This is a genomic window from Amycolatopsis camponoti (assembly GCF_902497555.1).
GTDB lineage: Bacteria > Actinomycetota > Actinomycetes > Mycobacteriales > Pseudonocardiaceae > Amycolatopsis > Amycolatopsis camponoti.
This window is the reverse complement of sequence record NZ_CABVGP010000001.1, coordinates 2881420-2902527: the sequence shown is the minus strand read 5'-3', so window position 1 is coordinate 2902527 and position 21108 is coordinate 2881420. Positions and strand designations below refer to the sequence as shown.

Here is a 21108-nt window from a genome sequence, read left to right as displayed (position 1 = left end):
CGTCACCCTTTGAGTCCGCTGGAGGTGATGGACTGGACGAACGCCTTCTGCGCGCCGAGGAAGGCGAGCAACACCGGCAGCACGGTGATGACGTTGCCCGCCATCACCGCGGCCCAGTTCGTGTGGTGCTGGCCCTGGAACGTCGTGAGGCCCAGCTGCAGGGTGTAGACGGTGTCGTGGTTGAGCGCGATCAGCGGCCAGGTCAGGTCGTTCCAGGTGCTCAGGAACGTCAGCACGGCGACCGTGCTCAGCGCGGGCCGGGACAGCGGCAGCACGATCGTGAACAGCACGCGCAGCCGCGAGCAGCCGTCGATCCACGCCGCCTCTTCCAGCTCGCGCGGCAGCGACAGGAAGAACTGGCGCAGCAGGAACACCGCGAACGGCGTCACCAGCGACGGCACGATGAGCGCACCGAGGCTGTCGATCAGGCCGAGCTTCTTCATCACCAGGAACGTCGGGATCATGGTGAGCTGGAACGGGATCGCCATCGTCGCCACCATCAGCGCGAGCAGCGGCCGCGAACCGGCGAACCGCATCCGCGCGAACGCGTACCCGCCCAGAGCGCCGAAGAGGAGGTTCGACCCGACGGTCACCGCCGAGACGATCAGCGAGTTCCCGAACCAGCGCAGGAAGAGCGCGTTCTCGAAGACGTAGCGGTACCCCGAGAAGTCCACCCGGGACGGCCACAGCGCGGGCGGGAACCGGTTGATCTCGGCGTTGCTCATCACGGAACTGAGCAGCAGCCACACCAGCGGCGCCGCGAACACCAGCGCCAGCGGCACGAGCAGCAGGTGCCACGGGCTGAACGGCAGCCGGGGCCGGCGCGGCACGGGCAGCGCGGGGGTCGCGGGCACGTCGAGGCGGGCGGCCCGGGTCGTCGTCATCGGAGGGCCTTCCCGGGCCGGCGCAGCACGCGCAGGACGATCACGACGACCAGCAGGGCGAGCGCGAGCACGTAGGCCGACGCGGCGCCGTAGCCGGCGGTGAAGTTCTTGAACGCCTGCTCCCAGACGAAGTAGACGATCACCGTGGTGGAGCCGAGCGGGCCGCCCTTGGTCGTCACGTACACCAGGTCGAACACCTGCAGCGACGTGATCAGCTGCCACAGCACCAGGAACACCGTCACCGGGGTGATCGCGGGCAGTGTCACGTGCCGCAGCACGCGCCAGGTGCCGGCACCGTCGAGGCGCGCGGCCTCGACCAGCGACGGCGGGACGTCCTGCAGCGCGGCCAGGTACACCACGACGCAGAAGCCGGTGCCGCTCCACAGCGTGATCCCGACCAGCACCAGCAGCGCCTGCGCCGGATCGGTCAGGAAGCCCTGCGGCGACACGCCGAGGTGGTGCAGCAGCGAGTTGGCCGCGCCGAACTGCGGGTCGAGGATGAAGGAGAACAGCACGCCCTGGGCCGTCGCCGACAGCACGAAGGGGACGAACACCAGCGTCCGGTAGACCCCGACGAGACGGATGCGGCGGTTCAGCGCCTGGGCCAGCAGGAAGCCGAAGAAGATGCTGAGCGGGACGTAGAGCACCGTGTACAGCACGGTGTTCCCGACGGCCTGGGCGAAGTGCGGGTCCTGGGCGAGGGCGGCGTAGTTGTCCAGGCCGACCCAGCGGCTCGGGGTCACCAGGTCGTCGACCTGGAAGGACAGCAGCAGCGACCAGGCCACGGGCACCACGCCGAGGCCGAGGATGATGAGCACGGCGGGCGAGACGTAGGCCCAGGCGGCCGCGGTTTCGCGGCGCCGGCGGCTCTTCGCGTGATTCGGGGCTGGGGTGACGGTGATGGGCCTCGGCAGTCCGGGCATGGCGGCTCCCTATCGCGGAACGATCAGGGCGGCGTTCGCGGCCGCGGCGCAGTCGCGCAGCGCGTCGGCCGGCGTCGCCTGGCCGAGCAGCACGGCGACGATCGCGGTGCCGACGGCCGCCGACACCTGGGGGTAGGCCGGGTGCACCGGCCGGACGCGGGCGCTCTCCAGCGCGTCGACGAACACCGGCAGGCCCGGCGTCTCGGCGGTTTTCTCCTGCCACGCGGGCAGTTGCTGCGTCCGGCGGCTCAGCGGGAGGCTGCCCGCGCCGTCGTCCCAGCGGACGTCCTGGGCGGGGTCCGCCAGCCAGGACAGGAACGTGCGCGCCGCCTGGACGCGCTCCTCGCCGTTGTCGAAGAGCGTCCAGGTGTCCGGGCCGGAGATGGTCACCGGGCGGCCGCTGAAGCTGGGCAGCGGCACGATCGCGTAGTCGATCCCGGCGTCGGCGATGTCGGGCAGCTGCCACGGGCCGGTCGGGACCATGCCGATGTGGCCGGCCTCGAACGCCTGGTACATCTGCTCGCTGCCGGTCTTCGGGTCGAGGTAGACGGCCTTGGCCGCGGCGAGGTCGCGGACGACCTCCAGGGCGCGCACGCCCTGGTCCGCGAACCCGATGCCGCGCCCGCCCGCGCCGATGACGTCGCCGCCGAGGTCCCAGATCATCGGCCAGATCCGCCACACGGTGTCCTCGTCGCCGGTGGCGGGCCAGGCGGTGCCGAAGGTGCCGCCGCCCGCGTCGGTGAGTTTCTTCGCCGTGCCGACGAAATCGGCCCACGTCCAGCCGGCGGTGGGCAGGGGCGTGCCGGTCTGCTCGAACAGCGTCTTGTTGCACACCACGGCCAGCGAGTCGAGCAGGGCCGGGACCGCGCGGACGCGGCCGTTGACGGTGACCGCTTCCCGGGCCGGGGCCCAGAAGCCGGGGCCCGCGTCGACGAGGTCGGTGACGTCGACGACGCTCGGGCTGCGCGCGACGCTGGCGAGGTCCGAGCCGAAGACGTAGGCGATGTCCGGGAAGGAGCCCGACGCGAGCGCCGCGGTGACCTTCTGGAGCATCGCGTCGGCGAGCACGCCGCCGCCCAGGTCGATCCGGATCCCGGAGTGGGTCCGGTGGAAGTCCGCGACGAGCGCGTCGAGGACCTTCTTGCCGGTGTCGGTCTGGCCGTGCCAGACCTCGACGGTGACCGGGCCGCCGCCGCTGCTCCGGGCCGGGCCGCAGCCGGCCACGGCGGCGCCGAGGACCAGACCGCCGGCGCCGCGCAGGAATCCGCGCCGGTCCATCAGCAGGTCTTGCGGACGTAGCCGGCTTCGCCCTTCGGGACGACGTCGAGGTCGCGGCGCACGATGCTCAGCGAGCTCCACCGGCTGCAGGCGGTCTTGAGCCCGCTGTCGGTGTACTCGATGACGATCACGTGGTCGCCGAAGGCGGGGGTGAACTCCCCGCAGTTCTTCTGCTGCCCGCACTCTTCCGCGATGGCGAAGTCGAGGCCGTTCGCCTGGCGCTGATCGGACAGCTCGGAGGTGTTCTTCTGCGCGATCGCCAGGCCCTTCGCGTGGGCGTGGGCGGACAGCAGGCGGATGTAGGCCTGGGCGTTGCCGTCGGTGAGAAGTCCCTTGGAGCGCGTGTAACTGTCGTAGTTGTCGGGCTCGATCGCCTGGTAGCCCTTGGCCGCGCAGTCGTCGACCCAGGTGTTGACCTTGGCGGCGACGCGGGTGCGCTTGTCGGCGGTGCGGAGGTCGAGGAGGGCTTCGCCCCAGTCCTCGTCGATGACGACCTTGCCGTTGGCGTCGCGGAGCAGGAGGTCGTTCCACTCCCCCTCGGCGCCGGGCTGGGCCTGGAAAGCGTTGACGTAGCAGATGTTGTAGAGGCCCGCGGCGGGCTGGGCGGTGTGGTCGCGGCTGACGACCTTGACGTCACTCGCCGGGGTGTAGGCGCCGCCGATCTGGTAGTCGAAGCCGGCTTTGACCGGCGGCGGCGTGACGGCTTGGGTGCCGGCGGGTGCCGCGGAGGCGGAACACGCGGTGCCGGCCACCACGACGGCCGCCAAGGCGGCGCCGGCGAGGAACTGAACGCGGGAAGAGGGCATCATCGAACTCCGGATGATGGTGGGCACGACCCCGCCTCGGACCACGTGCGCGTCCTGGCGACTCAGTCCGGGCTCGCGGCGGAGGCCGACATACCGGCTGGGCGTACCTCTGACGTCGGGCGTCCGTTCCGACGTGCTCAGCAGTAAAGCGAGCAACACCGGGCATGTCAAGTGCGTGATAGTGCAGGAAGTTCTCCCTTATTGGACAGAATTACGCGCTGACGCGCGGTGCTGGCGTGCCCTGGTAGAAACAGGACGTCCGATTTCCGCAGTTCGCCGGGGGTGTGATGACGGCCAGCGCGCCGGGGCCGGTCGAGGCGCAGTTCCGGGCGTCGGTCACCCGGTTCGCCGGGCCCGCGCGGGCGGTCGCCACGACGGTCGTCGGCGTGTTCGGTGTCGTGGCCGCACCCGGCGGCGTCCTGCCCTTCGGCCTGCTCGCGGTGACCCTGGCCGCGGGAGCCGCCGACGTCTTCGCCGGGCGGCGCACGTCGTTCGCGCTGTGCGTGCTGCGCGCCGGGGCGGTGGGCGCGTGCCAGCCGTGGATCACGTCGGTGCCCGGCGAGGCGAGCCTGTGGGCGGTGAACGTCCTCACGATCACGGCGATCACCTGGCAGTGGGAGCACCCGCCACGGCTGACGGTGCCGGCGTTGGTGGTGCTGCTGGCGGTGGGGACGGCAGCGGGCGGCGGGGATTGGCTGCCGGTGGCGCTGCGGGTGGTCGTGGAGAGCGTGCTGGCGCGGCTGGCGTTCGTCCTGCTCGTCCGTTCGACGGCCCGCACGGACGCGGCGCGAGCCGAACAGGCGGCACTCGAGCAGACGGCGGCCCTGGACCGCGACCGCCGCCGTCGCGAGCGCGAGTACTTGGCTTTGCTGCACGACACGGCATCGGCGACGTTCCTGGCGGTGGCCTCCGGCGCGGCGGCCGACCCCGGTGCGGTAGCGGGGTACGCGGCCCGCGATCTGGCGATCCTGACGGGCTCGCCCCGGGAGGAGGACACCCCGGTCGACCTGGAAGCCGGCCTGCGCGCGACGCTGGCCGGGCGAGTGCTGCCGGTGGAGGCGGCGTGGGAGCCGGTGCCGCTGATCCCGGCATCGGCGGCGCTGGCGTTGATCCGCGCGGCCGAGGAAGCGCTTCGCAACGCGGAACGCCACTCTGGCGCGGGTTCGGTTTCGGTGCGGTGGGGTGCTGCGCCGGGCGGGGTGGTGGTGACGATCGCGGATGACGGGCGGGGCTTCGACCCGGCTGCGGTTTCTCCGGCGCGGCGCGGGGTGCGGGGGTCGGTGGTGGAGCGGATGCGCGCGGCCGGGGGTACGGCGGAGGTTGCGTCGGCGCCCGGGGCGGGGACGGTCGTGACGTTGAGGTGGTCCCGTGCGTGAGGGTGCGGAGGATCCGGTGGGCGGGGGTGGTGAGGTGGGTGGCGCCTCGGGCACAGCCGACCACCCGGCGCGCCTCGCCACCGAGACGAGACCGACCTCCGGAACCACGCAGGGCCACGCAACCGAGCCTGCCGCCAGCGGCGAAGTGGCCGGCACAGACTCCCCCGACACCACCGACCTCTCGGCGCGCCCCACCAAGACCAGCGGCAGTGAGGTGGCGAGCCCGCGCCACCCCCGCACCGAAAACCCCGCGGCACCACCCACCACCGCGACCGGCCGCGCGCCCGGACGCAAGGCGCCCGCAGAAACCGCACTCACCGAACCCGCCGCCGCCTCAACCGTTCCCGGCGATCCCGCCGTCCGGCTGGCCGCCGCCATCCGGATCGTTCTGCTCGGCGTGCCCGCCGTCATCCAGCCCGGGCTCAGCCTCGCTCCCCTCCTCCGCCACCAAGCCGCCTACCAACCGCCGCTCGTCGCCGATCTCGCCTACGGCATCCTCACCGCGGTCACCGCTCTCTGCGCCTTCTGGGTGCTTCGCCGCAAGCCGCTGCCCGGGAGCGTCGCTCTCTGCGGCACCCTTCTCGTGCTCGTCGCCTCCTCCGCCGCGACCGCCGCCCTTCCCCCTGACTCCTTCTTCCGGGAGCCGCACTGGTCCTTCGGGCTCGTCGGGTGGCATCTGCTCGCGCTGCTCGCCGATCGGCCGCCCGCGCTGCTCGTCGCGCTCGGTGTGCACACCGCCGCCGGCGTTGCCCAGTTCCTGCTCGGCGGCTCCCCCACCCGCACCGAGCTCGGGGACGCCGCGATCGTGCTCTTCGCGGTCACCGTCTTCCAGCTCGCCATCGCCGGGCTGATCCGGCTGCTCGACCGCCGCGCGGGCGAAGCCGCCGCGGCCGCCGCCGGGCGCGAACGGCTCGCCATCCGGGCCGCCCTCGCCGCGCAGGCCGGGCGGGACCTGCGGGCCGGGTTCGCCGAACAGCTCGGGGCCACCCTTCCCCTGCTGGCCGGACTCGCCGACGGCACCGCCGACCCCCGCACGCCGGACACCCGTGCCCGCTGCGCGCTGGCCGCGTCGCAGCTGCGACGGCTCTTCGCCGAGAACGACGACGTGCCCGACCCGCTCGTGCACGAGGTCACCGCGTGCCTCGACGTCGCCGAGCGGCGCGGGGTCGAGGTCGCCCTCGCCGTGAGCGGGGACGTCGTCGACGTCCCCGCGAGAGCCCGCCGAGAGCTGACCGGCCCCGTGCTCACGGCCCTGGCCGCCGCCCGCACGCGGGCGCGCGTCAGCGTGCTGCGCACCCCCGAACTCGTCCGCGTCGCCGTCGTCGCGGACGGCGCGAGCGAACCCGCGGGATCGGCGGCGGTCCCCGTCACGTCCCACACCCGGGACGGGCAGACCTGGATGGAGGCGCGGTGGCGACCCGAGTGACGGCCGTGGTCGTCGACGACCACCCGGCGGTGCGCGCCGGCGTGGCGTACTGGCTGGCCGGCGGCGACCCGCCGATCGACGTCGTCGCCGAGGGCGAGGACGTCAAGGCCGCCTGGCTCGGCGCGGGCGCGTCCGCCGACGTGGTGATCTTCGACCTGCACCTGGGCGGGCCCGCGCCCGCGTTCGGCGACCTGCGGCGCCTGGCCGAGGCCGGGCGCCGGGTGGTCGTCTACTCGATGCGCGCGGACGACGAGGTCGCCCTGCAGTGCCTCGAGCTGGGCGCGCTCTGCTACCTGACGAAGGCCGAAGGCGCCGGGCACCTGGTGGAAGCGACCCGGGCCGCGGCGCAGGACCGGCCCTACACCCCGCCGTCGCTGGCCGGGGCGCTCGCCGGGGACCGCTCGGAGACGCGGCCCGCGCTCTCGGCGCGGGAGGCCGAGGTGCTCGTCGAGTGGTTCCAGTCGGAGTCGAAGGAGTTCGTCGCGCACCGGCTGGGGATCTCCGCCACCACGGTGAACTCGCACCTGGAACGGATCCGGGTCAAGTACGCGCGCATGGGCCGCGAGGCGCCGACCAAGGCCGCGCTCGTCGCCCGGGCCATCCAGGACGGCCTGATCGGCGTCGACGATCTGTGACCTCCGTGTGGTGCGAACGGACCACACCGCCGGTGCGGCGTCCGGGTTAGCGTCCCGCTGACGGAGCCGCGAGGGCGCCCCGTTCCGGCCGCGACCGTCTGGGGGCGGTCGCGGCGCCCGGCTCCGCCCCGGCCGGAACCCGTCCGGCGGGCTGTCCGAGGAGATCCATGAAGCACGTCCGCACCACCGCGCTGCTCGCCGCCTGCGCCGCCACTTTCCTGCTGTCCGCGTGCGGCGAGGAGTCCGGTCAGGCCGCGCCCGCCGCCCCCACCGGCGCTCCGGCCTCGGACTCGGCGACGACTTCCCCGGAGTCGTCCACGGAAGCGGCCGCGCCCGTCGGTGACGTCACGAAGCCCGGCACCGAGCTGAAGGTCGGCGAGCGCGCGGTGGTCCCGTTCAAGTACGGCACGACGAAGTCCGGCACGATCGCGATCACCGTGACGGCGATCGAGAAGGGCGCCAACGCCGACCTCGCGAAGTACGGCGACAAGGCGAAGGGCATCACGCCGTTCTACCTGCGCGCGACCGTCGAGAACGTCGACGGCGCCGACCTGGCCTACTCCTCGGTGAGCCTGCGCGCCCTCGGCGCCGACAGCCGCTCCACCGGCGTGATCATCACCGGCAGCACCGATCAGTGCAAGTCCGGCACGGCGGGCAAGGACTTCACCAAGGCGGGCGCGAAGTTCGAGACGTGCACGCTGCAGGGCGCCCGCGAAGGCAGCGAGGTCGGCTCCGCGACCTACGACAAGGGCGACGGCTACGACAAGTCCCCGGTGGTCTGGAAGAACTGACCCGCGCGGGAACCACCGCCGGGACCGGTTGTGGTTCCCGCTCTCGTCACGGCGTCATGCGTCGCGCCGCTGCCTGCGGTGGGCGGCCATCCGCACCGGGGAGTTCACGGCGCCGTCGCCCGCGTAGCCGCCGATCCGTTGCACCACCTCGAAGAACACGCGGCCGCCGAGCACGACGGTGAAGAAGTGCAGCAGCTCGCCACGCTCGTCGCGGTCGTACAGCACCGACTGCTGCCGCAACGCCGTCAGCAGCGAGGGGTCCGGAGCGAGCCGGGCGTCGAGGTCGTCGTAGTAGTTGCCCGGGATCTCGAGCAGCGGCGCCCCCAGCTCGCGCATCCGGCGGGCGCTCGCCAGTGCGTCGCCGGTGCTCAACGCGATCCGTTGCGGCTCCCGCACCGCCGGCGCCCACTCGCCCCGCCGCAGCAGGGCCGATTCGAGCGCGATGCGGACCCGGCCGGACGGGTCGGCCACCGTGCGGCTGCGCACCAGCCCGAACGGCGCCGCGAACTCCGTCACCGGCTCCGGCTCCAGGCCGAGGACCGCGCGGTAGAACAACGCCGCCTCGTCGAAGTGGTCGAACGGCTGGGTCAGGGCCAGGTGGTCGATCCCCGTCACCCCGGCCTCTTCGCCCACCGCCGGGGTTTCCGTGAAGTCGCCGAGCCAGCCGTCCGCGGTGCCGGTGCGGCAGAAGAAGACCGAGGTCCCGTCGGGCGCGGCGATCGCCGACAGGTCCGCCTCGTCGACGCGGTGGCTGCGCGGGAGGATCGGCGCGAGCAGCCGCTGGGCGCGCCGGGCCGACGCGACCGGGTCCGCGCTCTCGACGGCGACCGCGCCGACCGACGCGCCCGTCGCCGGCCCGGAGCTGTTGAGCAGGATCCGGGCGGTTCCCTGCTGCCACAACCGGACCGGCTTGGACCGGTGCCGGCCCGTCTCGGCGAAACCGAGTCCCCGCAACGCTTCCGCCACCTCCGGCTCGGCCGAGGCGTCGGCCGCCAGCTCGACGAACGCGTGCCCGGCGAGCGCCGGGGCGGGCGGCAGGTCCGCGCTCCCGAGCGTCTCCTGCAGGCCGAGCAGCGACCGCATCGCGTCGACCGCCGCCGGTCCCGGGTCGGCCTGGCGGAAGACGTCGTTGAACACCTCCAGGGACAACGGCCCGCGGTAGCCGGCCGCGAGCACGTGCCCGGTGAACGCGGTCAGGTCGAACGCGCCCTGGCCGGGGAAGAGCCGGTGGTGCCTGCTCCACTGCAGGACGTCCATCTGCAGCCTCGGTGCGTCGGCCAGCTGCAGGAAGAACAGCTTCTCGCCGGGGATCGTGCGGATCGCGGCCGGGTCGCTGCCCCGCGACAGGATGTGGAAGCTGTCCAGGCACAGCCCGAGCGCGGGGTGCGCGGCGCGGCGCACGATGCGCCACGAGTGCTCGTAGGTGTTGACGAACCGGCCCCACGCCAGCGCTTCGTAGGCGATCCGGATGCCGCGCGCCGCGGCGCGCTCGGCGAGCAGGTGCAGCTGCTCGGCGGCGAGGTCGTCGTCGTCGACCGCGTCCGGCGACACCGTGGAGCAGACCAGCATCGTGTCGACGCCGAGCTGGTCCATGACGTCGAACTTCAGCTCGGCGCGCCGGAGGTTGCGGGCGAGCACGTCCGGCGGCACCGCTTCGAAGTCGCGGAAGGGCTGGTACAGGTCGATCGACAGCCCCAGCTCCGCGCAGTGCTCGCCGATCTCCTTCGCCGACCACGACGACGCGACGAGGTCGTTCTCGAAGATCTCCACCCCGTCGAACCCGGCGCGGGCGGCCGCGGTCAGCTTGTCCTCCAGGGTGCCGGACAGGCAGACGGTGGCGATCGAACGGCGGGCTTCAGTCGAGGACATCGGCGGGCTGCCTTTCCGCGGGAGTGGTTTCGGTGAGCGTGGCGAAGTGACGCGCCATCCGCGCGGCATCGGGTTCGGCGCCGGTGAACAACGCGAAGGCCTCGGCGGCCTGGAACACCGCCATGCGGCCACCGTCGAGCACCCGCGCCCCGACGGCGCGCGCGGCGCGGACCAGCTCGGTTTCGAGCGGCCGGTAGACGACCTCGGCGATCCAGAGATCGGGGCGCAGCAGGCCGGCCGGCACCGGTAGGCCCGGGTGGGCGGCCATGCCGGTAGGGGTGGCGTGGACGAGCCCGTCCGCGGCGCTCAGCGCCGCCTCGAGATCCGCGCCGGCGGACGCGCGACCCGCCCCGAACCGATCGGCGAGAGCCACGGCTAGCTCCGTCGCGCGGCCGGCGTCGAGGTCGAAGACCTGAACCCGGCCCGCCCCCGCCGTGAGCAGGCCGTGTGCCACCGCGGCTCCCGCGCCGCCGGCGCCGAGCAGCACCACGGACCCGAGCGCCACTTCCGGCAGCCCGGTCCGGAGGCCGCGCGCGAAGCCGGACCAGTCGGTGTTGTGCCCGACCGCGCGGCCTCCCTCGAACACCACGGTGTTGACCGCCGCCAGCGCGGCGGCGTCCGGGGACAGCTCGTCCAGGTGCTCCACCACCACCTGCTTGCACGGGTGCGTGATGTTCAGCCCGCGGTACCCGGCCTCGCGAGCCGCCGTCAGCAGTGGACCGACGGCGGTGGCCGGCACGTCGAGTTCGTCGAGGTCGAAGCGGGCGTAGACCAGGTCCACCCCGAGCCGGCGTGCCTCGGTCTCGTGCAGCGGCGGGCTCAGCGACGGCCCGATGCCCGCGCCGATCAGCCCGGTGAGCACCGTGCCCGGGGTCGCCCGCGCGGCGTGCGCGCGGATCGCGTCGACGGCTGAAGACAAGGTCACGAGCGCTCCCCTAATGTACGAACCAGTACGTTATTTGTACCTCATGGTGTCGCCGCCGGGAAGGGCAGCGGCGACGTCCTACAGTGGGGACATCAGCTGGGACGTCAGCCGAAGCGAGGAAGGAAGTCCGTGGCCGCACCATCGTCGGACGCAGTGGCGAACCGCGGACGCATCCGCGACGCGGACCGGACGCGCGCCGAGATCCTCGACACCGCCGCCCGCGAGTTCGCCGAGAAGGGCTTCGACGGCGCCCGCGTGGACGAGATCGCCGCGAAGACCCGCACCACCAAGCGGATGATCTACTACTACTTCACCAACAAGGACCAGCTGTTCGTCGAGGTGCTCGAACGCGCCTACACGGTCATCCGCTCCCTCGAGCAGGACCTCGACGTCGACCACCTCGACCCGGCCGAGGCGATCCGGCAGCTCGCCGGGCTCACCTTCGACCACCACGAGTCCCACCCGGACTTCGTGCGGCTGGTCAGCATCGAGAACATCCACCGCGCCGAGCACATCGCCCGGTCGACCGCGCTGTCCAACCTCGCCAACCCGGCGCTCGACGTGCTCACCCGCATCCTCGCGCGCGGCCGCGAAGCCGGGCAGTTCCGCGAAGACGTCGACGCGCTCGACGTGCACATGGCCATCAGCGCGTTCTGCGTGTTCCGCACCGCGAACCGCTACACGTTCAACGCCATCTTCGACCGCGACATGCTCGACCCGGCCCTGCGCGACCACCACCGGCGCATGGTCGCCGACATGCTCGTCAGCTACCTGACGACGCGCTGATCCGCACGATCCGCTCCCCCGCCGGCGGGTACCGGCCGAGCACCTCCGGGTCGTGTCCCGGAACCACCGGGCCGGCGCCCGCCAGTTCGCGAACCCGGTCGAAAGCGCCGTAGACGCCGGTCATCGAGTGCAGCAGCGGCGCCGGGTGGTCGTTCTCGAGGTTCTCGTGGAAGTGGGCGGCGTCCGAGGCCAGCACCACCGGGCCGGCGGCCGTCCCGACGCGGACGACCTGCATCCCGGCGGTGTGCCCGCCGACCAGGTGGACGCTCAGCCCGGGCACGACCTCGGCGTCGCCGTCGACGAGGTCGAGCGGCCCGGCCAGCACGTGGTCGAGGGCCACTTCGTCGAGCAGCCACCGCTCCCGCTCGATCCGCTTGGCCCACGGGCCGGTCCAGTAGTCCACTTCGGACTGCTGGACCACGAACCTCGCTCCCGGGAAGTCGGCCACCGTGCCGCAGTGGTCGTAGTGCAGGTGCGTCAGCACGACGATGTCCGGGACCGCACCGAGTTCGGCCAGCAGCCGGCCGGGTTCGACGTAGTCCAGCCCGGGGATTTCGCGGGCCCGCGAAGCCCGGATGCCCGCGTCGACGAGCACCGTGTGCTCCGGCGACACCGCCAGCCAGACGTAGTAGGCGGTCGGGTGGGGTTCCGCGGAATCCGGGCCGTGGCCCAGGAAGTGCTCACCGCGGAACCCCGTGCGCCGTCCGTAGCAGAGCGCGTAGACCTCGAACTCGCTCATCGCGGAACGGCGACCTCGTCGCGCGCGGGGTCCTTGAGGCCCAGCCGCGCGGTCGGCACCCGGTAGGTCTCCTTCCCGGTGGCCACGGCGATCACGTTGACGAGGCACAAGGCGGCGGTGAAGACCGCGACGCCCACCCACGCGCCGTGGCCCGTCCCGGTGACGCCGACCGCGATGGTGGGCAGGAACCCGCTGATCGCGAACCCGATCTGGGTCCCGATCGCGGTGCCCGACAAGCGCACCCGGGCCGGGAACATCTCGCCGTAGAACGACGGCCACACGGCGCTCGTGGCGGTGTAGACGATGCCGAACATCGCGATGCCGACGACGAAGATCCAGAGGTAGCTGCCGGCCGCGATGGCGCCCAGGTACGGGAAGATCAGGATCGCGCAGCCCAGTGAGCCGGCCATGAAGATCCGCTTGCGCCCGAAGCGGTCGGAAAACTTGGCCCACAAGGGGATCGAGACCACGGCGGCGACGTTGGCCAGCACGCCGACCCACAGCATCGGGGTCTTGTTCAAGCCCACCGTGTTCACGGCGTAGCTGAGCGCGTAGACGGTGAAGATCGTGCTGACGGACGCGATCAGGGCGGCCACGACCACGCGCAGGACGTCGGCCCAGTGGTCGCGCAGCAGCACGGCCAGCGGCAGCTTCACGACTTCGCCACTCGCGACCTCTTCCTGGAACACCGGGGTCTCGTCCAGCGAACGGCGGATGTAGTAGCCCACCAGCACCACGACGGCGCTGAGCCAGAACGGCACCCGCCAGCCCCAGGACAGCAGCTGGTCCTGCGGCAACGCGGCGACCGGCAGGAACACCGCGGTCGCCAGGATCTGCCCGGCTTGGGTGCCGCTGAGCGTGAAGCTCGTGTAGTAGGCGCGCCGGTGTTCGGGAGCGTGCTCGAGGCTCATGGAGTTCGCGCTGGCCTGCTCCCCGCCGGCCGAGAGGCCCTGCAGCAGCCGCAGCGCAACCAGCAGGACGGGGGCGGCGACGCCCAGCGTCCCGTAGCCCGGCAGGCAGCCGACGAGCACAGTGGACAGTCCCATCAGCAGCAAGGTGGCCAGCAGCACGCGTTTGCGGCCGAACTTGTCCCCCAGGTGCCCCAGCAGCAGCGCCCCGAGCGGCCGCGACACGTAGCCGACACCGAAGGTCGACAGGGCGAGCAGCGTGCCGGTCGCGGGCGAGGAGGCGGGGAAGAAGATCTTGTTGAAGACCAGCGCGGCCGCCGTGCCGTAGATGAAGAAGTCGTAGTACTCGAGGGCGCTGCCGATCCACGCGGCCAGGGCCGCCTTGGCCGGCCTACCCACGGGCGCGGCTGCGCCATCCGGACGATCGGTCACGTCAATCTCCTCCGCGGGTGCGCCGGTGCAGTCCCAGTAACTAACCGGTCAGGTATGTACCGTACGGTTAATTAGAGAGATTGAACGGCGACCGCGAGCTTGTCAAGTGCCGATTTTCCGGCGACCGCGGGCCGAGTTGATCGACTCGTGCGCCGGGCCGCATAGGGCGTTATACGGCTGTCCGGCCCCCGCCGGATGTCGCGTCCGGCGGGGCGGGAAGCGTTCGTCGTCCTCAGCGGCCCGGGTGCTCGCGGTACGCGGCGGCGATCATCCGCAGCTTGAGCCCGAGGTGCAGCATCAGCCGGTCGTCGCCGGAGTCCAGGCTGCAGCCGGTGATCTGCTCGATCCGCTTGAGCCGCTGGTACAGCGTCGTGCGGTGGATGCGCAGCGAGTCGGCGGCGCGCTGGATGTTCCCGCCGTGGTCGAAGAAATCGGTCAGCGACGCGATCAGGACGTCGTGGGTGTCCTCGCGCTCGACCGCCGCGAGCGCCGGCACCGACGACGCGTCGAGGAGGTCTTCGGCCGGGAGCTTCAGCAGGAGCTCGTACGGCCCCAGCTCGCCCCAGCGCGCCACGGCGCCGGTGCCGGGCAGCAGCAACGCCGCCCGCGTGGCCAGCAGCGCCTGCCGGTACGACGTGACGACCTCGCCGAGGCTCGCGACGGTGCCGCCGAGCCCGAACACCGGCCGGCCGTTTTCGTCGCCGAGCCGCCGGAAGCGGGCGGTGATCCGCTCGGCGACCGCCTCGACCAGGCCGCGGGACGGCGGAACCCGCTGGACGAGCAGGATCCACGCGCGCGACCGGTTCGCCGCCATCAGCGCGACGTCGTCGGTGATCGCGCGGATCCCGTCTTCGACCGCCGCCTCGAACGCGACCTCCCGCGGCGCGGCGGTCGCGTCCGACGCCGGGCCGTGCACGGCGAGCACGGTGAAACACGTGCTCTCGTCCCCGAAGAGCTGTTCGGCGCGCAGGTCTTCGATCGCCTGCGCGCGCACCGCGAGGTCGCCGGAGACGAGCTCGCGCAGGATCCCCTCCTGCCGCGCCTTCGAGCGCTCGTGGAGCAGCAGCCGGCGCAGCAGCATCGCGCCGGCGGACGCGGCGGCCTCGCCGGCGGACGTCACCTCGTGGTCGGTGAACGTGCCGTCCTCGTCGATCAGCCACAGGTACCCGAGCAGCATGCCGTTGCACCGCACCGGCGCGCACAGCCGCGGCAGCGCACCCTCGACGTCGACGACGCCGGGTGCGACCCACCGGGCGATGCCCTGGGCGAGGACGCGGTCGACGATCTCCGGCCCCACCGACCGGTTCATGACCGAGCTGACGCGCACGGCGTCCTCGTCACCGAAGTGGCGGCTCGCGGCGAGCAGGCGGATGGCGGGGTCGTCGATCGCGACCGACCGCCGCAGGCGCTCGGCGAGTTCGTCCACGATGGACTGGAGATCGCGATCGGACACGGCACCCCTTCCGGCTGCCTGCCACGCTAGCCCAGCGGGACCCGCTCAGCCCATCACCGTGCCCGAGCTGCCGGTGTTGCGTTTCCTCTTGCGGGAGAACGCGCCCAGGTCGATCTCCAGGCCGGTGTGGACCCCCTTGTAGCGGACCGGCTCGGTGTCGTGGTCGGCGCCGGACTCGACCTGCTCGATCAGCGTCGCCATGAGCCTGCCGACGACGGGGGCGTTCTTGAACTGGTTGCCGCTGGTGCCCATCGCGACGTAGAACCCCGGCAGCCCGGTGCGGTCGTAGATCGGCGTCCAGTCGTCGGCGGCGTCGTACACGCCGACGACCCCGCGGGCGCGGTTCGGCACCCGCAGCCCGGGCAGCCGGCGCGCCGCGCGCGTCACTTGGGCTTCGAACACCGCCATGGTCGGGTTCGGGCCGGCGTCGTCCGGGTCGTCGAGCCACTGCAGCGGGTCGCACTCCGGCTCGGTGCCGCCGACGAGCAGGCCGCCGCCGACCTCGCCGCGGAAGTAGGTCCCCAGGTCCATGTCCGCCACCGCGGGGCCGACCCCGCCTGCCGGGTGGTAGCCCTCGGGGGCGAGCACGTGCGCGACCTCCTGCCGCAGCGGCCGCACGCCGATCGTGAAGTCCGAGCCGGCCCCGGCCAGGGCGTTGAGCCGGCCCGACCACGGTCCCGCGGCGTTGACCACGACCGGCGCGGAGATCTTCGTGCCGTCCGCGAGGACCACCGCGCTCACCCGGCCGCCGCCGGACTCCACACCGGACACCGTGGCGCGGAACCGGAACGCCGCGCCTTCCTCGGCGGCCGCCGCCGCCAGGTTCTGCGCGGCGAGCCGCGGATCGGTGACGTACCCGGCGTCCGGTGTGTAGACGCCGCCGAGCGTCTCCGTGGCGTCGGCCCCGAAAGCGTCGTCGTCGATGCGCTTGGGCGGCCAGAACCGGCCGGTGTCGATCCCGGGGACGCGTTCGGCGAGGGTGGCGCTGTCCCACTCTTCGTAGGGCACGCCGACCTGGTCGAACAGCGGCAGCCAGCCGGCTCGCGGGGCGACCGGCACGTCGAGCACGACCAGGCCGCAGCGTTCGAACCGGGCCGGCGCGCCGACGTCGTGGCCGAGGTGCTCGGCCCACGCCGACCAGCAGAAGTGCGACTCCCACGCGGCGGCCACCCCGGCCAGGGTGGAGAAGTTGTACCGCACCACAGCACTCGACGCGCTCGTCGAGCCCTGCCCGGCGCCGCTCGCGCGGTCCACCACGACCACCCGGCGGCCCGCCTTGGCCAGTTCGAGCGCGATCGCCGACCCGATCACCCCGGCGCCGACCACCACGACGTCCGCGCTGACTTCCGAACTCATCGTCTTCGTCCTCCCGGTGTTCCCCGCGTCCCAGTGTGCGGCGCCCGGAGCCCGCCGTCGCCCGACACCTGTCGCGTTCCGGGCGGGCGGCGGGCAACGGATGTCCATCGGCCCCGGGAGCGTGACCGAAATCCCTTGCCACGACCGCGCGCACGCGGGTTAAGCTGCGGGCGTGCCCCTCACCGTCTGCTTCGCCCGTGGCCGCCGGCCGCGTGGCTGCCAGGCGCCCGCGCGGCGCGTGCGCGGGCGCCGGGTGCGGTACGCGATCGGCTCCGAGGCGGGCCAGGTCGACGGGATGCGATGGCCGCGTGCGCCGCGCGTCGCGAGGGATCGCTGAGGGAAACCCTTCCCCGGTGACCCCGCGTGGTCGTGCGCTCCGGTGATCCCCGACCAGCCACGAACCCACCCGGGACCTCCCGGGTCAGGAGCACATCTGCCATGGAGCACGCCTTCTTCTACCCGGCCGCGCCGGGAACCCTGCCCACGCCCGAGGGGTACTTCGGTGCCTTCGGCGGCCGGTTCGTCCCGCAGGCGCTCGTCGCCGCCGTCGACCAGGTAGCCGCCGAATACGAACGGGCGAAGGCGGATCCCGCCTTCGTCGCCCGCTTCGAGGACCTGCTCGCCCATTACGTAGGACGCCCGAGCGCGCTCACCGAGGTGCCGCGCTTCGCCGCGCACGCCGGGGGCGCGCGGGTGTTCCTCAAGCGCGAGGACCTCAACCACACCGGCTCGCACAAGGTCAACAACGCGCTCGGCCAGGTGCTGCTGGCCGAGCGGATGGGCAAGACCCGCGTCATCGCGGAGACGGGCGCGGGCTCGCACGGCGTGGCGACCGCCACCGCGTGCGCGCTGACCGGCCTCACCTGCACCGTCTACATGGGAGAGACGGACATGCGCCGCCAGGCGGTCAACGTGGCGCGGATGGAACTGATCGGCGCCGAGGTCGTCCCGGTGACGTCGGGGTCCCGCACCCTCAAGGACGCCATCAACGAGACGTTCCGCGACTGGGTCGCCCGCGTCGAGGACACGCACTACCTGTTCGGCACGGTCGCCGGGCCGCACCCGTTCCCGGCCATGATCCGCGACTTCCAGCGCGTCATCGGCGTCGAAGCCCGCCGCCAGCTCCTCGAGCGGACGGGACGGCTCCCCGACGCCGCAATCGCTTGCGTCGGCGGCGGATCCAACGCGATCGGCCTGTTCCACGCTTTTCTCGACGACCCCGGCGTGCGCCTGATCGGCTGCGAAGCCGCGGGCCGCGGCGTGCCGAGCGGACAGCACGCGGCGTCGCTGTCGGCGGGCGAACCGGGTGTCCTGCACGGCTCGCGTTCCTACGTCCTGCAGGACGACGAAGGCCAGATCCTCGAAGCCTGGTCGATCTCGGCCGGGCTCGACTACCCCGGCGTCGGCCCGGAACACGCGCACCTGCACGACTCCGGCCGCGCCGCCTACCGCCCGGTCACCGACGACGAGGCGATGCACGCCTTCCGCCTGCTCGCCTCGACCGAGGGCATCGTCCCGGCCATCGAAAGCGCGCACGCGCTGGCCGGCGCCCTCGAAGTCGGCGCCGAGCTCGGCCCGGACGCCCTCCTCCTGGTGAACCTCTCCGGCCGCGGTGACAAGGACCTCGACACCGCCGCCGTCCACTTCGGACTGGAGGCCACGCGATGAGCCTGCGCTCGCTCACCGACACGCTCGCCAGGACGAAGGCGGCCGGCCGGGCCGCGCTCATCGCGTACCTGCCCGCCGGGTTCCCCACGGTCGACGGCGGGATCGCCGCGCTGCGGGCCACCCTCGACGCGGGCGCGGACATCGTCGAGGTCGGCCTGCCGCACAGCGACCCGGTGCTGGACGGCCCGGTCATCCAGACCGCCGACGACCTCGCGCTGCGCGGCGGGGTCCGGATCGCCGACGTCCTGCGCACGGTGCGCGAAGTCCACGCCGCGACGGGCAAGCCGGTGCTGGTGATGTCGTACTGGAACCCGGTGTCCCGCTACGGCGTCGAGCGGTTCGCCCGCGAGCTGGCCGCGGCCGGCGGGGCGGGCTGCGTGCTGCCGGACCTGCCGGTGGCGGAGTCCGCGGAATGGCGCCGGCACGCCGCGGCGCACGACCTGGCCACGGTGTTCGTGGTCGCGCCGAGCAGCACCGACGCCCAGCTGCGCGAAACCGTCGCGGCCGGGACCGGGTTCGTCTACGCGGCCGCGCTGATGGGCGTCACCGGGGCGCGCGCCTCGGTCGACGAAGCCGCCGGAGTTCTGGCGCGGCGGCTCCGCGCGGTCACCGAGCTGCCGGTCTGCGTCGGGATGGGCATCGCGGACGCGAGCCGGGCCGCCGATGTCGCGACGTTCGCGGACGGGGTGATCGTCGGCTCGGCCCTGGTGAAAACGCTCCTCGAAGGGCGGGACACGAAGGCGCTCGAGCGGCTGACGGCGCAGCTCGCGACCGGAGTGCACGGGGTTTGAGGGGCCCGGGCCGCGCCACGGTGGCGCGGCCCGGTTCCGCCCACCTCGCCGGTTCGACGACCGTGGCGAGCACGTGGCCGTCGAGCGCTCGGCGCGCCACGCGACCGGCCCTCAGGCGGTCGCGCGCCGCAGGACCAGCCACGCCGCGCCGCCCAGTGCCAGCGCGAACGCCACGGGATAGACCGTGTACAGCGCGAACGACGGCTGCCCGCCGAGGAAGTCACCGATCGCGGGCCACCAGCTCCGCCTCGCCACCAGGACCTTGATCCCGGCGAGCAGCGCGACGGCACCGGCGAGCGCGAGGTAGATCCCGGTCTGGTGCCAGCGCTGGAACACCACGCCCGCCAGCACGCCGATCGCGGACACCGCGACGAGCGGTCCACTGTAGATGAACCACAGCGCGAACGGGTCGTGCCGCCCCAGCACGTCCAGGTCGAAGATCCGCGCTTCCCGGCCCCAGCCGCCGGTCGACCGCTCGACGACGGCGAGCGCCACCATCGCGAGCCCGAGGAGCAGGGCCTGGCCGGCGACGACCAGCGCGGTGGCCGCGGCGAACGTCCGGCGGGTCACGCCGAGCCCGAGCGAAAAGGGGAACACCTGCGTCATCGACTGCAGGTGCGCGGGGGCGGCCACGCCCCACAGGGCCGGCAGCAGGTAGATCTCGTGCGCGCCGAGCGCGCCGTCGCCGTTGGAGACGTCGATGCCCCAGCCCAGCAGGGGCAGCACGGCCACCATGGCGAGCGGGAAGGCGAGCAGGGCCGGCCAGTTGACCAGCTGGATCCGCGCGACGTCGAGGACGCGTTTCATCGGGACTCCTTCCCGGCGGCGACCGGCCCGCCGTGGCCTTGGGTGGTGCGGACGACCAGCTGCTGCAGCGAAACCGGCTCGAAGTCCAGCCCGGGCTCGAACCGGTCCACGGCGCCGGTGAGGGTGACGCGCAGGGACCCGCCGATCCGCTCCCGGTGCAGTTCCTCGTGGCCGGCGGCGAAGCGCTCGACGGCGCCGGCGGGCCCGGTCACCGCGACGGCCTCACCGCGCAGCGACTCCGCGTCGGTGTCGATGAGCACCCGGCCGCGGTCGAGCACCACGACGTGTTCGATCAGGTCGCTGACCTCGTCGATCAGGTGCGTGGAGAGCACGATCGTGCGCGGGTGCTCGGCGAAGTCGGCGAGCAGCCGGTCGTAGAACAGCTGCCGCGCGACGGCGTCGAGACCGAGGTAGGGCTCGTCGAACAGGGTCAGCGGGGCCCGTGAAGCCAGCCCGATGATCACCCCGACCGCCGAGAGCCCGCCGCGCGAGAGCTTGCCGATCCGCCCGCCGGCCGGGACGGCGAAGTCCGCCAGCAGCGCCGCGGCGTAGGCGCTGTCCCAGTTCGGGTAGAGCAGTTCCGCGGCCCGCAGCGCGTGCTTCACCCGGAACTTCTCCGGGTAGTGCTGGCTTTCCTTGACGAAGCAGACCCGCGAAAGGACGCCGGCGTTCTCGCGCGGGTGCTGCCCGAAGACCTCCACCGCGCCGCCGGTCTCGAAGTCCTGCCCGGTGAGGATCCGCATCAGCGTGGTCTTGCCGGCGCCGTTGCGGCCCAGCAGGCCGTGGATCGTGTTCCCGGCCAGTTCGAGGCTCACGCCGTCGAGCGCGGCGAGGGGTCCGTAGCGCTTGGTCACCCCGGTCGTGCGCACCACGTTCATCGCTGCGGCTCCCAGACGTCGATCAGCTTCTTGATCTCCTCGGCGCCCATGCCGAGCTTGCCCGCCTCCGCCATCAGCGGGGCGACGAACTGCCGCGTGAAGTCCCGGCGCCGCCGCTCCAGCAGCTGCGCGCGGGCGTCCGTGGCGACGAACATGCCGATGCCTCGTCTCTTGTAGAGGATCCCGTCCGAGACGAGCTGGTTGATGCCCTTGGCCGCGGTCGCCGGGTTGATCCGGTGGAAGGCCGCGAGCTCGTTGGTCGAGGGCACCTGCGTGTCCGCGGCCAGGCTGCCGTCGACGATCGAGCCTTCGATCTGCTCGGCGATCTGCAGGAACAACGGCCGCCCGTCGTCCTTCACGCCGACCACCGCACGGGG

21 protein-coding genes are annotated in these 21108 nt (G+C 72.9%); 8 read left to right on the top strand and 13 right to left on the bottom strand.

The window, feature by feature from the left end; genetic code table 11:
* Positions 1–2 precede the first annotated feature (2 nt).
* Genes AA23TX_RS13750 through AA23TX_RS13735 form a run of 4 tightly spaced genes read right to left on the bottom strand, consistent with a single transcriptional unit; the run spans position 3 to position 3918 of the window.
* Positions 3–884 (bottom strand): carbohydrate ABC transporter permease, encoded by an 882-nt coding sequence (locus AA23TX_RS13750; RefSeq protein ID WP_155542911.1) that lies wholly within the window; start codon positions 882–884, stop codon positions 3–5.
* Complete coding sequence (locus AA23TX_RS13745; protein ID WP_196425313.1) at positions 881–1807, bottom strand: carbohydrate ABC transporter permease; 927 nt, start codon at positions 1805–1807, stop codon at positions 881–883. Before AA23TX_RS13745 ends, AA23TX_RS13750 begins: the two co-directional genes overlap by 4 nt.
* Positions 1808–1816: 9 nt before the next feature.
* On the bottom strand, positions 1817–3085 hold the full coding sequence (locus AA23TX_RS13740; protein WP_155542910.1) for an ABC transporter substrate-binding protein: 1269 nt from the start codon (positions 3083–3085) through the stop codon (positions 1817–1819).
* The gene (locus AA23TX_RS13735) at positions 3085–3918 is read right to left on the bottom strand and encodes an endo alpha-1,4 polygalactosaminidase (RefSeq protein ID WP_230862481.1); all 834 of its coding nucleotides are present in this window, start codon (positions 3916–3918) and stop codon (positions 3085–3087) included. The genes AA23TX_RS13740 and AA23TX_RS13735 overlap by 1 nt, the downstream gene beginning before the upstream one ends.
* A gap of 260 nt (positions 3919–4178) precedes the next feature.
* On the opposite strand from AA23TX_RS13735, the gene AA23TX_RS50710 reads away from it, so the two are divergent.
* The 4 genes from AA23TX_RS50710 (at position 4179) to AA23TX_RS13715 (ending at position 8119) form a co-directional block, all read left to right on the top strand.
* Positions 4179–5267, top strand: a complete 1089-nt coding sequence (locus AA23TX_RS50710; RefSeq protein WP_155542909.1) for a sensor histidine kinase — start codon at positions 4179–4181, stop codon at positions 5265–5267.
* A gap of 145 nt (positions 5268–5412) precedes the next feature.
* Positions 5413–6693 carry a hypothetical protein gene (locus AA23TX_RS13725; protein WP_230862480.1) on the top strand — a complete coding sequence of 427 codons (1281 nt, stop codon included), beginning with the start codon at positions 5413–5415 and terminating at the stop codon, positions 6691–6693.
* Positions 6678–7328, top strand: a complete 651-nt coding sequence (locus tag AA23TX_RS13720; RefSeq protein ID WP_196425312.1) for a response regulator transcription factor — start codon at positions 6678–6680, stop codon at positions 7326–7328. Before AA23TX_RS13725 ends, AA23TX_RS13720 begins: the two co-directional genes overlap by 16 nt.
* Positions 7329–7495: 167 nt before the next feature.
* The gene (locus AA23TX_RS13715) at positions 7496–8119 is read left to right on the top strand and encodes a hypothetical protein (protein WP_155542908.1); all 624 of its coding nucleotides are present in this window, start codon (positions 7496–7498) and stop codon (positions 8117–8119) included.
* 54 nt (positions 8120–8173) lie between these two features.
* On the opposite strand, the gene AA23TX_RS13710 is transcribed toward AA23TX_RS13715, so the two are convergent.
* Both AA23TX_RS13710 and AA23TX_RS13705 read right to left on the bottom strand, forming a co-directional pair.
* A complete protein-coding gene (locus AA23TX_RS13710) occupies positions 8174–9988 on the bottom strand; it encodes a bifunctional sugar phosphate isomerase/epimerase/4-hydroxyphenylpyruvate dioxygenase family protein (protein WP_155542907.1) in 1815 nt (604 codons plus the stop codon).
* Positions 9975–10907 (bottom strand): shikimate dehydrogenase, encoded by a 933-nt coding sequence (locus AA23TX_RS13705; RefSeq protein ID WP_230862622.1) that lies wholly within the window; start codon positions 10905–10907, stop codon positions 9975–9977. Before AA23TX_RS13705 ends, AA23TX_RS13710 begins: the two co-directional genes overlap by 14 nt.
* 135 nt (positions 10908–11042) lie before the next feature.
* On the opposite strand from AA23TX_RS13705, the gene AA23TX_RS13700 reads away from it, so the two are divergent.
* The gene (locus AA23TX_RS13700) at positions 11043–11699 is read left to right on the top strand and encodes a TetR/AcrR family transcriptional regulator (protein WP_155542906.1); all 657 of its coding nucleotides are present in this window, start codon (positions 11043–11045) and stop codon (positions 11697–11699) included.
* Here AA23TX_RS13700 and AA23TX_RS13695 read toward each other — a convergent pair.
* The 4 genes from AA23TX_RS13695 to AA23TX_RS13680 all read right to left on the bottom strand — a co-directional run bounded on the left by AA23TX_RS13695 (position 11677) and on the right by AA23TX_RS13680 (position 16587).
* Complete coding sequence (locus tag AA23TX_RS13695; RefSeq protein WP_155542905.1) at positions 11677–12438, bottom strand: N-acyl homoserine lactonase family protein; 762 nt, start codon at positions 12436–12438, stop codon at positions 11677–11679. The genes AA23TX_RS13700 and AA23TX_RS13695 overlap by 23 nt on opposite strands.
* Complete coding sequence (locus tag AA23TX_RS13690) at positions 12435–13778, bottom strand: MFS transporter (RefSeq protein ID WP_155542904.1); 1344 nt, start codon at positions 13776–13778, stop codon at positions 12435–12437. The genes AA23TX_RS13695 and AA23TX_RS13690 overlap by 4 nt, the downstream gene beginning before the upstream one ends.
* 232 nt (positions 13779–14010) lie before the next feature.
* Entirely contained in the window at positions 14011–15231 is a 1221-nt protein-coding gene (locus AA23TX_RS13685) for a PucR family transcriptional regulator (RefSeq protein ID WP_155542903.1), read from the bottom strand.
* 45 nt (positions 15232–15276) lie between these two features.
* On the bottom strand, positions 15277–16587 hold the full coding sequence (locus AA23TX_RS13680; RefSeq protein WP_155542902.1) for an NAD(P)/FAD-dependent oxidoreductase: 1311 nt from the start codon (positions 16585–16587) through the stop codon (positions 15277–15279).
* A 172-nt stretch (positions 16588–16759) separates the two neighbouring features.
* On the opposite strand from AA23TX_RS13680, the gene trpM reads away from it, so the two are divergent.
* The 3 genes from trpM (at position 16760) to trpA (ending at position 19046) form a co-directional block, all read left to right on the top strand.
* Positions 16760–16924: a tryptophan biosynthesis modulator TrpM gene (gene trpM / locus AA23TX_RS49575; RefSeq protein WP_196425311.1), complete on the top strand. Its 165-nt coding sequence runs from the start codon at positions 16760–16762 to the stop codon at positions 16922–16924.
* A 101-nt stretch (positions 16925–17025) separates the two neighbouring features.
* Positions 17026–18255 carry a tryptophan synthase subunit beta gene (gene trpB / locus AA23TX_RS13675; protein WP_155542901.1) on the top strand — a complete coding sequence of 410 codons (1230 nt, stop codon included), beginning with the start codon at positions 17026–17028 and terminating at the stop codon, positions 18253–18255.
* Positions 18256–18257: 2 nt separating this feature from the next.
* Positions 18258–19046 carry a tryptophan synthase subunit alpha gene (gene trpA, locus AA23TX_RS13670; protein ID WP_439328767.1) on the top strand — a complete coding sequence of 263 codons (789 nt, stop codon included), beginning with the start codon at positions 18258–18260 and terminating at the stop codon, positions 19044–19046.
* Positions 19047–19157: 111 nt separating this feature from the next.
* On the opposite strand, the gene AA23TX_RS13665 is transcribed toward trpA, so the two are convergent.
* The 3 genes from AA23TX_RS13665 to AA23TX_RS13655 are packed head-to-tail and all read right to left on the bottom strand — an operon-like array spanning position 19158 to position 21099.
* Positions 19158–19853: a hypothetical protein gene (locus AA23TX_RS13665; protein WP_155542899.1), complete on the bottom strand. Its 696-nt coding sequence runs from the start codon at positions 19851–19853 to the stop codon at positions 19158–19160.
* On the bottom strand, positions 19850–20731 hold the full coding sequence (locus AA23TX_RS13660; protein WP_155542898.1) for an ATP-binding cassette domain-containing protein: 882 nt from the start codon (positions 20729–20731) through the stop codon (positions 19850–19852). The genes AA23TX_RS13665 and AA23TX_RS13660 overlap by 4 nt, the downstream gene beginning before the upstream one ends.
* Positions 20728–21099 (bottom strand): GntR family transcriptional regulator, encoded by a 372-nt coding sequence (locus tag AA23TX_RS13655; protein WP_196425310.1) that lies wholly within the window; start codon positions 21097–21099, stop codon positions 20728–20730. Before AA23TX_RS13655 ends, AA23TX_RS13660 begins: the two co-directional genes overlap by 4 nt.
* Between the last annotated feature and the right edge of the window lie 9 nt (positions 21100–21108).